Origin of the sequence: Bacillus sp. FSL K6-0255, from assembly GCF_045040725.1 — a bacterium.
Taxonomy (GTDB): Bacteria; Bacillota; Bacilli; order Bacillales; family Bacillaceae; genus Bacillus; species Bacillus subtilis.
Map to the genome: position 1 here is coordinate 3,912,864 of NZ_CP150278.1, position 14,133 is coordinate 3,926,996.

Sequence of the window (14,133 nt, forward strand, 5' to 3'; positions counted from 1 at the left end):
ACAATATTTTTCTAGAAAATTTATCTTATTTTAAGGATTAACGAGAGTCTATTGACCTAAAATAAAAAAAGGCCGCATAGGCCTTTTTACTTTTTCCATTATTGCATTTGTTCAATATCCGTACCCTCAGCTGCCACATTCGCCTTCCCCTGCCTCCTGACAAGCGTCAAGGCCATGCCCGCAAAGATCAGCACGATGCCAAGCGTTTGATAGAGGTCAGGGCGGAAGCCTGTGAAGACGGTATCGAGCACGATCGCGACAGCGGGGTCGAGAAATACAATGATTGAAATAAATTTCGTTGATAAAAATCGTAAACTGTCAAAAAACAACAAATATACAATACCCGTATGGATGATGCCGGTAGATACCACCATAATCCAGTTTCCCTGAGATAGGTCAGCAAAAGCGCCAAAGCGAATAAACGGAATCAGGATGATAACCCCTAAACCCGTTTGCAGGAAGGTGGTCGTATAAGGACTGAGGTTTTGAATGCCTTTTCCCAATAAAGTAGTGAACGCATAAAACAGCGCGGCGAGAACGGCCCATATGATCCCTGATCCCATCAGCTGTGTCAATGAAGTGCTGCCGTTAATCCCGGAAATCAGCGCAGTTCCCAGAAAGCAGATGATAATGGAGCTGACGGAGATCACATTTAATTTCTCTCTGTAGAAGAAGCTCCCCAGAAGAAGAACAAGCACCGGCGCTAGATGATAAACGGAGATGGCAATTGTAACGGACGTTTCTTCAAAAGACTTAAATAAAAACACCCAGTTGAATACAAGAAAGAAACCGCACGCCAATGTTTGCAGCACGTCTCTCTTGCTCCATTTTTCAGTTTTATACTGGCCGGACGCCAGCCAGCAAAGACCTAAAAACAGCGTCGCGCAAAGGCAGCGGACAAAGACCAATTCAAATGACGGCAGATTGGTATGCTCTGAGAAAAAGCCGATAGAACCGAAAATCACCATAGAGATGACCATTTTGATTACGGCTGTTGATTTTTGTTTTGACGATATGGAAAGATCCTGTTGCATCAAACGTATTCTACCTCCAGTACTGCATAGCTTAAACTGTTTTTTATGAATTCAGAAATCTACACATAGAATTCCTCTTTTTTACATGTAGATATTATAACACTTCTATTCTAAATAAAAAAAAGCGCCCTTGGGCGCTTTTTTTACAAATCTATCGAACAATCAAAACCGGGCATGTTGATAATTGAGACACTTTATGGCTGACGCTTCCAAGCATCATTTCTTTCAGGCCGCTGATCCCCCGGCTGCCAACTACAATCAGGCTGACGCCTTTCTCTTTTGCGTGATTTAGTATCTCATACGCCGGCTCGCCATTCGCGTAAATGGTTTCAGCTTGAACGCCTTTTTCGGCTGCTTTTTCTTTTGCATTCTCAAGGATTTTCAGGCCCTCTTTTTTAACCTCGTTCCTGATTTCATCAATAAAGTGTTCAGGCACATAGACAATTCCCGTCAGAGAAGAAGTCGTGACGACGGCTTCTCTCCCCACATGAAGAATGCTTAGTTCCGCTTGCTGCTCTTTTGCCAAATGCACTGCGGCATCAAGCGCTTTTGCACTCATGTCTGATCCGTCAATCGCTACTAACATTTTGTTAAACATGCTCTTCCCGCCTTTCGGACTGTGGGTGGTTCATCTTTCTCTTTTATTGTCCGCCTGCATTTTGTTATTGTCAATTGAAGCGCATGAGTTTTCAAAAATTTGTCAGATACTCTCTCCGTTTGTGGCGATGACCTGCTGATACCAGTTGAAGCTTTTTTTCTTGATGCGGTTAAATGTTCCATTTCCTTCATTGTCCCTGTCCACATAAATGAAACCGTAGCGTTTTTTCATTTCCGCAGTAGATGCGCTGACAAGGTCAATTGGCCCCCATGATGTGTATCCGATTAATTCAACGCCGTCCGCAATGGCTTCGCGCGCTTCAATTAAATGATCACGCAGATAGTTGATTCTGTAATCGTCCTGAATCGTGCCGTCCTCTTCAACCTTGTCTACAGCGCCAAGGCCGTTTTCAACAATGAACAGCGGCTTCTGATAACGGTCGTATAAGGTGTTGAGCGTGATGCGCAAGCCTTTCGGATCAATTTGCCAGCCCCATTCTGATGATTTGAGGTAAGGGTTTTTGACTCCGCCCAGCAGGTTGCCCCCTGATTTTGCAAGCTCTTCCGGATCTGTGCTCGCCGCCATCGACATGTAGTAGCTGAATCCAATATAATCCACCGTATGTTCTTTCAAGAGCTCTTCATCGCCTTCAGCCATTTCAATTTCAATATTGTTTTCTGCCAGATAGCGTTTCATATATCCCGGGTATGCGCCTCTTGCCTGAACATCTGAGAAGAAAAGTGTTTTGCGCTCATTCTCCATTGCCGCGAAGACATCCTCCGGCTTAGAAGTCATCGGATAGGTTGTCGTTGCCGCTATCATACAGCCGATTTTCGAATCAGGAATGATGTCGTGACCCGCTTTGACAGCAAGAGCACTGGCCACAAATTGGTGGTGTGCCGCCTGGTACATCGCGTTTAATTTGTTTTCTCCTTCTTCAAAAACAAGACCGCCTCCGGTAAATGGCGCATGGAGCACTACGTTAATTTCATTAAACGTCATCCAATACTTCACTTTGTGTTGATAGCGTTTGAAAACCGTTTTGGCGTAGCGTTCATAAAACTCTATGACTTTGCGATTCTTCCAGCCGCCATAATTTTTCACTAAACCGAGCGGCATCTCATAATGAGAGATGGTTACGACAGGCTCAATATGATGCTTTAACAGCTCATCAAACAGATCATCATAAAATCTGAGGCCTTCTTCATTGGGCTCCTCTTCATCGCCATTCGGAAAAATTCTCGTCCACGCAATCGATGTGCGGAACGCCTTAAATCCCATTTCTGCAAATAAGGCGATATCCTCTTTATAACGATGATAAAAGTCAATCCCGTTGTGATACAGATTCAAGGAAGTCATTGATTCATCAAATGGAGACATGATCCCGTTCGGCGATACGTCAGCTGTCGAAAGCCCCTTACCACCCTCGTTATAAGCACCCTCCACTTGGTTGGCAGCAACTGCGCCGCCCCATAAAAATCCTTCTGGAAATCGTTTTGCATTTGAACTCATATTGATCACCCCATCAGTTTTTTAAGATAAAGCAAGCAGCGCTTCTTTTGGCTGCACTTTACCGATCTCTTTCACCGGCGAAAACGAATATTGGTCTGTGTTGGTCACAATCACCGGGGTAATGACGTCATATCCCGCTGCTTTGATTTGCTCCAGATCAAAGGACACGAGCGGATCTCCCGGTGCGACCTTGTCGCCTTCTTTGACGTGAGCCGTGAACCATTGTCCCTCCAGCTTTACCGTGTCCAATCCAATGTGTATGAGTATTTCAGCTCCCTGATCACTCGTAATGCCAATTGCGTGTTTTGTTTTAAAAACGGTGGTAACGCTTCCACAAACAGGCGACACAACTTCTCCTTCTTCAGGCTCAATGGCAAATCCTTTTCCCATGATCCCGGCAGAAAATACTCCATCTTTGACTTCACTTAAGGCTTTCACTTCTCCCTTAATCGGGCTGTGAATGATCTCTCTGCTGCCTTCATGCACTGCCGGCTGCTGGCTGCCGTCAGAAGGCACATCCTCGAATCCAAGCAAATACGCAGCTGCTGTTCCCGCCGCAAACGCAATCACAAGGCCGATCATCGCGTAAATAAACGTTGGGCCGATAAAGACAGGGATGCTCGGGAGACCTGCATTCCCCCCGACGATATAGGAAGCAACACCCGTCATGCCGTAAAACGCGCCACCGGCTGCACCGCCAATCAAAGCGGCCGCAAACGGCTTTTTCAATCGCATATTCACGCCGTACATCGCAGGTTCTGTAATCCCCATCAGCGCCGTGATGCTTGTGGTAAGCGCAAGTGATTTAAATTTTTTGTTTCTGGAGCGAAGGAAGACGGCAAATGATGCTCCCGCCTGCCCCATATTCGCCAAAAACATAGCCGGCAGTAAATAATCGTGGCCGTTTTGAGCGATGTTGTTGATCATGATCGGCACAAAGGCATAGTGCATGCCCGTCATAATGATTAAAGAGAATGTACCCGCCAGCAAAATCATCGCCACAAGCCCTGCATGATCAAACAAATAATTGACTCCAGAAGACAAGTATTCTCCTAAAATAGCGCCAAGCGGACCGACTGTAATCAATGTCAGCGGCACGACAATCAATAGCGTGAATGTCGGAACCACAATCAATTTGAGAGATGCGTGTGTAAAACGGTCAATCCATTTTTCCACGTATGAAGCAATCCAAATCGCCAGCAAAATCGGGATGACCGTTGACGAATAAGTGGCAGCGGTTACAGGAAGCCCGATAAAGGAAATCGGTTTCCCCGCACCGAGCAGGGCTGTCAAATCCGGATGCAGAATCGCCGCCGCAATGGCTGCCGCTACGTACGGATTGCTTCCGAATTTTCTCGCCGCACTCATCGCTAGCAGGAGCGGCAGGAAGTAGAACGCGCCGTCACCGACAGCCGTTAAAATGACATGAACCTGGCTCTTCTCCGCCATCCAGCCAAACGTAACTGCCAGCGCAACAAGCCCTTTGATCATCCCCGCTCCCGCAATCGCAGGCAAAATCGGGGTAAACACACCAGAAATCACATCAAAGACCGCACTCAGCACATTCTTTTTCTGAGAGGATGAACCAGCGCTCTTTTCATCACTGAGATTGCTGTGCCGCACAATCGCCTGATACACCTTCGGCACATCGTTTCCGATAATGATTTGAAACTGCTCGCCGCTGATATTGGTGCCCATCACTCCAGGCAGCTGCTCCAGCTGACTGCGATCCGCCTTCGCGTTGTCATGAAGATTAAAACGCAGCCTCGTCATGCAGTGGATCACGCGCTGAACGTTTTCTTCACCGCCTACGAGTTGTAATATGTCCTTCGATAATTTATCATAATCCATGTGTATACCTCCTTTTTATGGGGGGACTGCTGGATGAAAGGTGGCCGCCTTTCACCAGCTTTTTTTGTATCAAATGCCGCATCACCTCCTAAAAGAGAATAAAAAAAACCTAAATGACACAGATTGCGAGAGTCTCCTCCTGCACCTGCACCATTTAGGTTTTGCCTGCTTTCACAGTAACAATCCTGACGGGTCGTTTTATTTGTTTGTAGGTATACTTTAGCACTAGATTTGCGGGATGTCAACGCTTTCATTTTTGGTGTTGACTAAGGTGATTGCTCAATAAGGACTATTTTTTATAACGGTAAGCCATTTTGTATATTTTGTTTTATTTTTCCGAAAATACTATCAAATATATCAGCTGACTTAATATAAAAGTAAAAAACCTTGAAAGGCATTAGCCCATCAAGGTATATGTTTTATTTTTGACTATCCCTTTTCCATATACTTTCTCCGTCAGTTAAAAAAACTGCACTTGGCGGATCATCATAAAGTGAAATTTCAACTAATGAACCTTTCTTTTGTATTAACCAATTATATAAACTACTTTCTTCACTAGTAGGATGAGCTAAAATATCATTTACTTGAAATGTAACTGCATAATATTCGATAAAATTCACATCATCGTCATCCAACCCATTGTCTGTTTCAAAGAGTGTGTCTGGTTCACCAATAATCTTTAATCCACTATCCCACTCTATTATCAAGTCACTATCTTTATACTCTTTTAACGCTTTTATTAAAGGATCATATTCCATGTATATCCTCCTCTTATTACTTCTTTAATGGTTCTGAAGGCACTATATGCGCTCCGTCTTTTCCGTAATGAATCATTCCTCTAGTAGTTTCAATGTATTCACCAGTATCACGATCATAGTATTTTCCAATTGGTTTACCAAAGTCTACTCTTTCTTTTTTACCGTTTGGTAGTAGTTGACCTTTTCCTGCAAACTTATCAAGCAATTCCTGTGCTGTTTTATTATCACCATAGAAAATACTCTTGTTTTTACCATTTGCTATTTCTTGTTTGTAATTTGGCGTATTAGGAATATGTTTCTCTTGAGCACCTGGCTTTACTTTAACTGGGAATCCATGTACTTCTCTGTAAGGTCCTTTAGGTACTGACTTCTTTCCATAAGAAGGTACACCATTACCCGTATCCTTAGCAACGTTTTTAACTTCCGCAGCCTTCTTAGCCTTTTTCCCATCATTAATAAGTTTATTAATATATATTAACTTTTCTAACTTAGCTATTTTGGCAAATGGTACTGAGTTTATGGAGGCAACAACACGGTCTTTCCCTGTGACTTTTTCGCCTGATACCGGATCTCTGCCCGTGGCTGCCTTAAAAAGATCATACACGCCGGTAAGTTCTACAGCCGTCTCCAAAATTTTCACATATCCATTCTCATCCACTTTAATGTCCGAAAGCGAGACGACAGGTTCAAGCTTCATGTCATTACCAGATATGTATACATTGTAAAGTGTATCATTATAAACGACTTGCTTAACCTCTGCATTTGAGAAATCAGTTTTTATATGTTCTCTATGTTCACTCGTATTATACACTTTACCATTGATAACGATGATATTTTTACTTACCTTTTTAGAATGACCCGTTTTGACAACTGAATCCACTTTAGACTTTTCATTCTCGGCTAGTTTCTTCAGCATCATCTCCATCGGTGAATCATCCGACTGCTTCATTTGCGGGTTAATCGCGCCGAAGGTTTGGTTGATGTTTTCTTCTTCCTGTGATTTCAGGATGGAGCCGCTTTTGTAGCCTGTGATTTCAATTTTCGGATCGGTGTACATGGTTTCGAGCTGGTCTATATATTTTTTCATCGTTTGAAAATCTGATTTTGCGGTTTCTAGTGCTTGGGTTTGCTGGCCGTCAAATTGAAAGAGCTTATGCAGGGTGTCTGTAATCAGCCGCTCAGCCTGTTCTGTTTCCATCCGAAAAAAGGAATCATTGACTGTCGGCAGGCTGACGATGTGATCTATGGCCGACGTCTGGCGATTGACTGCATCAGTGAGCTGCTCTGTCACTTCTCGTGCATGCTTGACCCCATGTCTCGCATCGTGTGAGAGAAAAGCCTCTGCAATCATGCCGTGAGAGTCAGATTCTACAGAGGAAATCGCATGCTGTGTTTGTTTCAGCACTTTTTTGTATTCGTCGATAAACATGCCAAAGAAAAGGAGAAAAGGCTTGTGGCACTCCTCGTAAAAGGTCCGGATGGCATCTCCGCCTTTTCCCTTTAGCGCATCCTTCATGCCTGCCAGATGCTCAACGCTTTTTTCCAGCTTCTCCAGCTGTTGTTTTTGCTTGTCCAGTTTCTCAATCGTATGCTGAATGCCCTCGTGAAGAGCGTGGACATCTAATGTTTTCAATCCCTTGTCCTCCCGCGCTTTATTTCATGGAAGATGATATGTTTTCGTCCGTTTCCTTCATGGCGTTTACCGCGCTTTCCGTTTGTGCGATATGCTTGGCCAGAACAGACGCATATGCTTCAGTGAGCTCTTTGATGTCCTTATTTAATTGCTCGATGGTCTTCACAATATTCAAATGGTTTCTGCCTGAGAGATGACCGGGCAAGGAGGATTTGAGTTCAGCTGAATTCTTAAGCTGAGAAAGCCCTTGCTTCACTGTGCCATAGACCATTTTGATTTCCTGTGCCATTTGTGCTCACCTCACTTTTTATGTTTTTCCTTCTCTATTTCATGCTCTATCCTCGTAATTTGGCGTCTTATGGAATAGACATCGCCCTCTAATGAGTGGATTTTTCCTTCTATGCTTTCGATGATTCCGCTGACTTGATCGCTTTTGATTTGCTGATATGCTTTGTTCATTCCTTCACGAATATCTTCAAACCGCTGAGCATGTGTTCCTCTCCATGCCTCCCGGTTAAGATGAGGCCGGTGAATGAGATGCTGGGCCTCAGAGAAATCGTGTTTGATTTGCCTAATTTCGTGCAGCACTCGTTTTAATTGATGGATCTGTTCCTGCTTTTCATGTAAGTCGGCTTTGACCGAATGTAACAACATTTCACTATGCATGCCGCAACACCTCGTGTTTCTATCAAACTGTGTCAATTCTTTACAATACAGACTATTTTCATATTACATGATGGGTCATATTGGATAAATAGGTAAAAAGGATTGCCTTGAGGAACTTTATACCGGTTCTAAATAGCTAAAAATTCAATTTCATAACTTTGTAAGAGGGAGAATCATCATAATGGGGACTTTTCGTTTAGGTCTTGAACCCCGCAATCACTTCTGTTTTTTCTCTCGCTCAACCATTTCTTATAGTCAATAAAGCTCATAAAAAAGCGCCTTCTCTAGAAGGCGCCTTCTCCATCTTATTTAGATCCCCATACAGCCTCACCGTTGCCATTCAAAACACTAAACGTCATGACGTTCTTCTCTCTCACCGAATCCCACTGGCGTAAAAATACCCCGTTATACTTCTTGCCAGCTAACGTGATGTCGGCTGTGTTTTTTCCGGTTTTCTGCCATGTTCCGGTCATTTCCCCGGAAATGGTGTGGTTTTTGTTGAGCTGGATAATGATGGTTTGTTTGATGTCGGCTGAGATGTCTTTTCCGTGCTGGATAAGTTTGTATGTTCCTGTGATGTCTTTTTGTTTTACTTCTTTCAATGTTTCGCCCGCATAACGATATGGTGCTGCTACCGGCCAGCCGTCTTTGTTCATGAACAATTGGTGGACTCTGACTTCGTGTTCTTCACCCCTGCCCGGGAAGCGGGTGTGGAAGATTAAATAGGAACGCCCGGTTTTTTCATCATAGTATGCGGAGTTGTGGCCTGGTGAGACGTACCCGGTGCCTTTTTCATTTTCTGTTTCAAAAGTGTAGCTGCCCATGAGTTTGACGCCGTATGGTTCGATGGAACGGTCGTCGAAGAATGTGCCTTCTTTGCCGCGGACGTCAAGCATTGGATTGCCTTCTGCATCATAGTAAGGGCCGTCTGGTTTCTTGGAGCGGACCACACGGATGTTATAGCCGCCTGTTGCATCAAGACCGCCATATGATAGGTATAAGTAGTAGTATTTGGTGTCTGGATTGTAGAGAACATACGGGCCTTCGATTCTGCTATGGTTGCCGCCGAGCAGTTTTTTCCCGTATCCCTGTCCAGGAAGCGGGAAGCCCGTTTTCGGATTCATTTCAAGTATGAAAATGCCGCCTGAGTATGATCCGTACACCATCCACAGCTTGCCGTCTTTATCAAAGAAGGTATGCGGGTCGACGACATTCGGATGTTTGGTTGCGTCATACGGTGTTCCATCGTTGCTTGTGCCTTCCATTCCTGATTTCAAAAAGATGCCTTTGTTTTTGTATGGGCCTTCGATGTTGTCAGCAACGGCAACACCCATGGCGGATCTTGGCGAATCGCCGCGGCAGGCGTTGTAGTACATGTAGTATTTGCCGTCCGCCAGCTGCGTGACGTCAGCCGCCCAAAGAGTATCGGATTGCGCCCATTCGAAGGTTTCTTTTAATTCTTTATAGACATTCGGGATAAGTGGGTTGTCATTGCTTACGCTGGTGGTCAGCTGCTGCCATTGCATGAGGTCATTCGATTTAGCTGAAGCGAGATGAGATCCAAAAACATAAAAAGTGCCATTTGTTTCAATGATGGAAGGGTCATGGACGCTGACTTCTTTAAATACAGGTTTTTGTGCATTGGCGGAGTTTGGGAGGGTGAAGGCCATGATAAGAGCTGCAAGAAAACATACACGAAACAATCGGTTGAACATCTAAACAATCCGCCTCTCTTTTTTATTAAATTTTAAACGCTTACATTTCTCTATGAAGATACCCCGGCCTATTAAAACAGCCGAATGTTTTCATATTCAAACAGATAGGTGATTTCTCACTGTTCTCTTACATTGTCAGACTGATGTCTGTCTGTTTTGCGCGGAACTGCTGCTTGCATATCCTCTCCTTCATAGTTCAACTCTTTTGCTGTTTCTCCTTCTTGCATCACGTCTGTTTTTCTTTCGCGTACATGTAATAACTGCTTTGTCAGGTTTTGCATCAACTGTGATACAGCCATTTCGTTGTCGGCGTTTTTTAAGATGATGCCTGATTGCCCGTCAACACCAGAGTCATTCGGCTGGCTCTTTATAAAACGCCTTGCGAAAAATACGACTTAGTAAACGCATATTGAGAGTTAGACAGCGGCGCTTGCCTCCTTGTCTGGATATCGTGTGCAATCGCTGAAAAAACCTGTTCTGCTTTCTGCGTCACGCTATTACAATAGCAATCTAACTTGTTAAAGACTGTAAAAAACCTTTTGACTTCTGCTGCTGAACCAATTAATATAATACTCAGTTAATAGTTATCAGAATTTTTAGGAATTGAGTGATTCATATGACACTGCATAAAGAGCGTCGGATCGGCCGGCTGTCTGTTCTCCTGCTGCTGAATGAGGCGGAAGAAAGTACGCAGGTTGAGGAGCTGGAGCGAGACGGATGGAAGGTCTGTCTTGGCAAGGTAGGATCAATGGACGCGCATAAAGTAGTAGCCGCAATTGAAACCGCTTCCAAAAAGAGCGGTGTCATTCAATCTGAGGGTTATCGGGAGTCACATGCGCTTTATCATGCGACGATGGAAGCTTTGCATGGCGTGACCAGAGGTGAAATGCTGCTGGGATCGCTGCTTCGGACGGTGGGCTTGAGGTTTGCCGTTTTGAGGGGAAATCCTTATGAAAGTGAAGCGGAAGGCGATTGGATTGCTGTCTCGCTTTACGGAACAATCGGGGCGCCGATTAAAGGTCTTGAGCACGAGACATTCGGTGTTGGGATTAATCACATATGAAACAGCCCATAGATCTTAGACGATAGGGGGCTATGCGTGAAATCAAATTTTCACAGCATAGCTCCTTTTTGTATGGGCGCTTTACCAAAGTAAAGAAAAAGGAGTTGGGCTTATGGTGACTTTAGACGGTTCTTCATTGACAACAGCCGACGTCGCTCGTGTGCTGTTTGATTTTGAGGAGGCAGCGGCTTCTGAGGAAAGTATGGAGCGCGTGAAAAAAAGCAGAGCGGCAGTGGAACGGATTGTACGCGACGAAAAGACAATCTACGGCATCAACACCGGATTTGGCAAATTCAGCGATGTCCTGATTCAGAAAGAAGACTCGGCGGCGCTGCAGCTGAATTTAATCCTTTCTCATGCCTGCGGAGTCGGCGATCCTTTTCCCGAGTGTGTTTCCAGGGCAATGCTGCTTTTGCGCGCCAATGCGCTGTTAAAAGGCTTTTCCGGTGTCCGCGCTGAGCTGATCGAACAGTTGCTTGCTTTTTTAAATAAACGCGTCCATCCTGTCATCCCTCAGCAAGGATCACTTGGCGCAAGCGGAGATCTGGCGCCGCTTTCCCACCTGGCGCTTGCGCTGATCGGACAAGGAGAAGTCTTTTTTGAGGGGGAAAGAATGCCGGCAATGACAGGCTTGAAAAAAGCAGGTATTCAACCGGTAACGCTGACATCCAAGGAAGGGCTTGCCTTGATTAACGGGACTCAGGCCATGACTGCAATGGGGGTGGTCGCCTACATCGAAGCTGAGAAACTAGCCTATCAAACAGAACGAATTGCCAGCTTAACGATTGAGGGGTTGCAGGGAATTATCGATGCATTTGACGAGGATATTCACTTAGCCCGCGGCTATCAGGAGCAGATCGATGTCGCAGAACGAATTCGCTTTTATCTATCTGACAGCGGCCTGACAACCTCCCAGGGAGAACTGCGGGTACAGGATGCCTATTCATTGCGCTGTATTCCGCAAGTACACGGTGCGACTTGGCAGACACTAGGATATGTCAAAGAAAAATTAGAGATTGAAATGAACGCAGCTACAGACAATCCACTCATTTTCAATGACGGTGACAAAGTGATTTCCGGCGGAAACTTTCACGGACAGCCAATCGCCTTTGCCATGGATTTTCTGAAAATCGCAATATCAGAGCTTGCGAATATCGCAGAGCGTAGGATCGAACGACTTGTGAATCCGCAGCTGAATGACCTGCCGCCGTTCCTGAGCCCTCATCCCGGTCTGCAATCCGGTGCAATGATCATGCAGTACGCCGCGGCCTCACTCGTTTCTGAAAATAAAACACTGGCCCATCCTGCAAGTGTGGATTCCATTCCGTCATCCGCCAACCAAGAGGACCATGTCAGCATGGGAACCATCGCCGCTCGGCATGCTTATCAGGTGATCGCAAATACAAGGAGAGTCATTGCGATCGAAGCGATTTGCGCATTACAGGCGGTTGAATACAGAGGCATAGAACATGCAGCGTCCTATACGAAACAGCTTTTTCAAGAAATGAGAAAAGTCGTGCCGTCCATTCAGCAGGATCGTGTTTTTTCCTATGACATTGAACGCTTGACTGACTGGCTGAAGAAAGAATCTTTAATACCTGATCATCAGAATAAAGAACTAAGGGGGATGAACATATGACTGATGTAAAAAAATCAATCCGTGCCAACAGAGGAACAGAGCTTGAATGCTTAGGATGGGAGCAAGAGGCAGTGCTTCGGATGCTTCGAAACAACCTTGATCCAGAAGTCGCCGAGAAGCCGGAGGACCTCATCGTATATGGCGGGATTGGCAAAGCCGCACGGGATTGGGACGCTTTTCACGCCATTGAGCATTCCTTGAAAACATTAAAAAATGATGAAACATTGCTCGTGCAATCCGGAAAGCCCGTTGGCATGTTCCGTACACACCCGCAGGCCCCGCGCGTGCTCCTAGCAAATTCTGTTCTTGTTCCGAAGTGGGCAGACTGGGAGCATTTCCACGAACTTGAGAAAAAAGGGTTAATGATGTACGGACAGATGACGGCTGGCAGCTGGATTTACATTGGCTCACAAGGCATATTGCAAGGAACCTATGAAACCTTCGCTGAGCTGGCGCGACAGCACTTCGGGGGCAGCTTAAAAGGAACGTTGACGCTGACAGCGGGTCTCGGCGGAATGGGAGGCGCCCAGCCGCTGTCAGTCACGATGAATGAAGGCGTCGTGATTGCCGTCGAGGTTGACGAGAAACGCATCGACAAGCGGATCGAAACAAAATACTGCGATCGAAAAACTGCATCGATTGAGGAAGCCTTAGCTTGGGCTGAAGAGGCAAAGCTGGCAGGAAAACCTTTGTCCATTGCACTTCTCGGAAACGCAGCTGAGGTGCATCACACACTATTGAACCGAGGCGTCAAAATTGATATTGTGACAGATCAGACATCTGCCCATGACCCTTTAATCGGTTATGTTCCCGAGGGCTATTCCCTTGATGAAGCTGACCGTTTGCGTCAAGACAATCCAGAGCTTTACGTGCGCCTTGCGAAGCAAAGCATGAAAAAACATGTCGAAGCCATGCTGGCCTTTCAGCAAAAGGGCTCTATTGTATTTGACTACGGCAACAATATCCGGCAAGTTGCAAAGGATGAAGGGCTGGAGAATGCCTTCGATTTTCCGGGTTTTGTCCCTGCCTACATCCGCCCCTTATTCTGTGAAGGAAAAGGGCCGTTCCGCTGGGCGGCGCTTTCCGGAGATCCGGCAGATATTTACCGTACGGATGCGTTATTAAAAGAGCTGTTCCCGACAAATAAAGCCCTTCACCGCTGGATTGATATGGCACAGGAAAAAGTCACCTTCCAAGGTTTGCCGTCCCGTATCTGCTGGCTTGGATATGGAGAACGAAAAAAGATGGGCCTCGCCATTAACGAGCTGGTTAGAAGCGGGGAGCTAAAAGCGCCTGTCGTTATTGGGAGAGATCATTTGGACTGCGGGTCTGTCGCCTCTCCAAACCGGGAGACAGAAGCGATGAAGGACGGAAGTGACGCTGTTGGTGACTGGGCTGTGCTAAATGCGCTTGTCAACACGGCGGCGGGTGCAAGCTGGGTTTCCTTCCACCATGGCGGCGGCGTCGGAATGGGCTATTCCCTGCATGCCGGCATGGTTGCAGTGGCCGATGGAAGTGAGCTGGCTGACGAGCGGCTCGCGCGGGTCTTAACGAGCGACCCAGGAATGGGCATTATCCGTCATGCGGATGCGGGTTATGAACGTGCCGTTGAAGTAGCGAAGGAACAGGACATTATCGTGCCGATGCAAAAATAAAGGAGTGAT

General features: G+C 45.8%; 12 protein-coding genes and 1 pseudogene. 3 read left to right on the forward strand and 10 right to left on the reverse strand.

Annotation, left to right across the window (positions count from 1 at the left end; translation table 11 throughout):
• Window positions 1-98: 98 nt before the first annotated feature.
• The 10 genes and pseudogenes from MHB62_RS20340 to MHB62_RS20385 form a co-directional block, all read right to left on the reverse strand.
• A complete protein-coding gene (locus MHB62_RS20340; RefSeq protein WP_032722847.1) occupies window positions 99-1,034 on the reverse strand; it encodes a DMT family transporter in 936 nt (311 codons plus the stop codon).
• Window positions 1,035-1,185: 151 nt separating this feature from the next.
• Window positions 1,186-1,632: a universal stress protein gene (locus tag MHB62_RS20345; RefSeq protein ID WP_015714985.1), complete on the reverse strand. Its 447-nt coding sequence runs from the start codon at window positions 1,630-1,632 to the stop codon at window positions 1,186-1,188.
• A gap of 102 nt (window positions 1,633-1,734) precedes the next feature.
• Window positions 1,735-3,144, reverse strand: a complete 1,410-nt coding sequence (gene bglH / locus MHB62_RS20350) for an aryl-phospho-beta-d-glucosidase (RefSeq protein WP_032722747.1) — start codon at window positions 3,142-3,144, stop codon at window positions 1,735-1,737.
• Between the two features lie 21 nt (window positions 3,145-3,165).
• Complete coding sequence (bglP, locus tag MHB62_RS20355; RefSeq protein WP_049140884.1) at window positions 3,166-4,995, reverse strand: PTS beta-glucoside transporter subunit IIABC; 1,830 nt, start codon at window positions 4,993-4,995, stop codon at window positions 3,166-3,168.
• Between the two features lie 419 nt (window positions 4,996-5,414).
• Window positions 5,415-5,753, reverse strand: coding sequence for a hypothetical protein (locus MHB62_RS20360; protein WP_015250873.1), 339 nt, complete (start codon window positions 5,751-5,753; stop codon window positions 5,415-5,417).
• A 16-nt stretch (window positions 5,754-5,769) separates the two neighbouring features.
• Window positions 5,770-7,386 carry a T7SS effector LXG polymorphic toxin gene (locus tag MHB62_RS20365; protein ID WP_032722749.1) on the reverse strand — a complete coding sequence of 539 codons (1,617 nt, stop codon included), beginning with the start codon at window positions 7,384-7,386 and terminating at the stop codon, window positions 5,770-5,772.
• Between the two features lie 19 nt (window positions 7,387-7,405).
• On the reverse strand, window positions 7,406-7,675 hold the full coding sequence (locus MHB62_RS20370) for a YwqI/YxiC family protein (RefSeq protein ID WP_032722750.1): 270 nt from the start codon (window positions 7,673-7,675) through the stop codon (window positions 7,406-7,408).
• Window positions 7,676-7,686: 11 nt separating this feature from the next.
• Window positions 7,687-8,052 (reverse strand): DUF5082 family protein, encoded by a 366-nt coding sequence (locus MHB62_RS20375; protein ID WP_014478447.1) that lies wholly within the window; start codon window positions 8,050-8,052, stop codon window positions 7,687-7,689.
• 305 nt (window positions 8,053-8,357) lie between these two features.
• Window positions 8,358-9,767 (reverse strand): arabinan endo-1,5-alpha-L-arabinosidase AbnB, encoded by a 1,410-nt coding sequence (gene abnB, locus MHB62_RS20380; RefSeq protein WP_015714993.1) that lies wholly within the window; start codon window positions 9,765-9,767, stop codon window positions 8,358-8,360.
• Window positions 9,768-9,902: 135 nt separating this feature from the next.
• Window positions 9,903-10,066, reverse strand: a pseudogene (locus tag MHB62_RS20385) (hypothetical protein).
• Window positions 10,067-10,383: 317 nt separating this feature from the next.
• Between MHB62_RS20385 and hutP the strand changes: the two are divergent.
• From hutP to hutU, 3 genes are all read left to right on the forward strand, one after another.
• Window positions 10,384-10,830, forward strand: a complete 447-nt coding sequence (hutP, locus tag MHB62_RS20390) for a hut operon transcriptional regulator HutP (protein ID WP_003243875.1) — start codon at window positions 10,384-10,386, stop codon at window positions 10,828-10,830.
• 112 nt (window positions 10,831-10,942) lie between these two features.
• A complete protein-coding gene (gene hutH, locus MHB62_RS20395; RefSeq protein ID WP_003243255.1) occupies window positions 10,943-12,469 on the forward strand; it encodes a histidine ammonia-lyase in 1,527 nt (508 codons plus the stop codon).
• Entirely contained in the window at window positions 12,466-14,124 is a 1,659-nt protein-coding gene (hutU, locus tag MHB62_RS20400) for a urocanate hydratase (RefSeq protein ID WP_032722751.1), read from the forward strand. The genes hutH and hutU overlap by 4 nt, the downstream gene beginning before the upstream one ends.
• Window positions 14,125-14,133 lie beyond the last annotated feature (9 nt).

What these genes read in the sequence shown, in the direction of transcription:
- MHB62_RS20340 (WP_032722847.1), bottom strand. Translation starts at nt 1,034, where the DNA reads ATGCAACAGGATCTTTCCATATCGTCAAAACAAAAATCAACAGCCGTA.
- MHB62_RS20345 (WP_015714985.1), bottom strand. Translation starts at nt 1,632, where the DNA reads ATGTTTAACAAAATGTTAGTAGCGATTGACGGATCAGACATGAGTGCA.
- bglH (WP_032722747.1), bottom strand. Translation starts at nt 3,144, where the DNA reads ATGAGTTCAAATGCAAAACGATTTCCAGAAGGATTTTTATGGGGCGGC.
- bglP (WP_049140884.1), bottom strand. Translation starts at nt 4,995, where the DNA reads ATGGATTATGATAAATTATCGAAGGACATATTACAACTCGTAGGCGGT.
- MHB62_RS20360 (WP_015250873.1), bottom strand. Translation starts at nt 5,753, where the DNA reads ATGGAATATGATCCTTTAATAAAAGCGTTAAAAGAGTATAAAGATAGT.
- MHB62_RS20370 (WP_032722750.1), bottom strand. Translation starts at nt 7,675, where the DNA reads ATGGCACAGGAAATCAAAATGGTCTATGGCACAGTGAAGCAAGGGCTT.
- MHB62_RS20375 (WP_014478447.1), bottom strand. Translation starts at nt 8,052, where the DNA reads ATGCATAGTGAAATGTTGTTACATTCGGTCAAAGCCGACTTACATGAA.
- abnB (WP_015714993.1), bottom strand. Translation starts at nt 9,767, where the DNA reads ATGTTCAACCGATTGTTTCGTGTATGTTTTCTTGCAGCTCTTATCATG.
- hutP (WP_003243875.1), top strand. Translation starts at nt 10,384, where the DNA reads ATGACACTGCATAAAGAGCGTCGGATCGGCCGGCTGTCTGTTCTCCTG.
- hutH (WP_003243255.1), top strand. Translation starts at nt 10,943, where the DNA reads ATGGTGACTTTAGACGGTTCTTCATTGACAACAGCCGACGTCGCTCGT.
- hutU (WP_032722751.1), top strand. Translation starts at nt 12,466, where the DNA reads ATGACTGATGTAAAAAAATCAATCCGTGCCAACAGAGGAACAGAGCTT.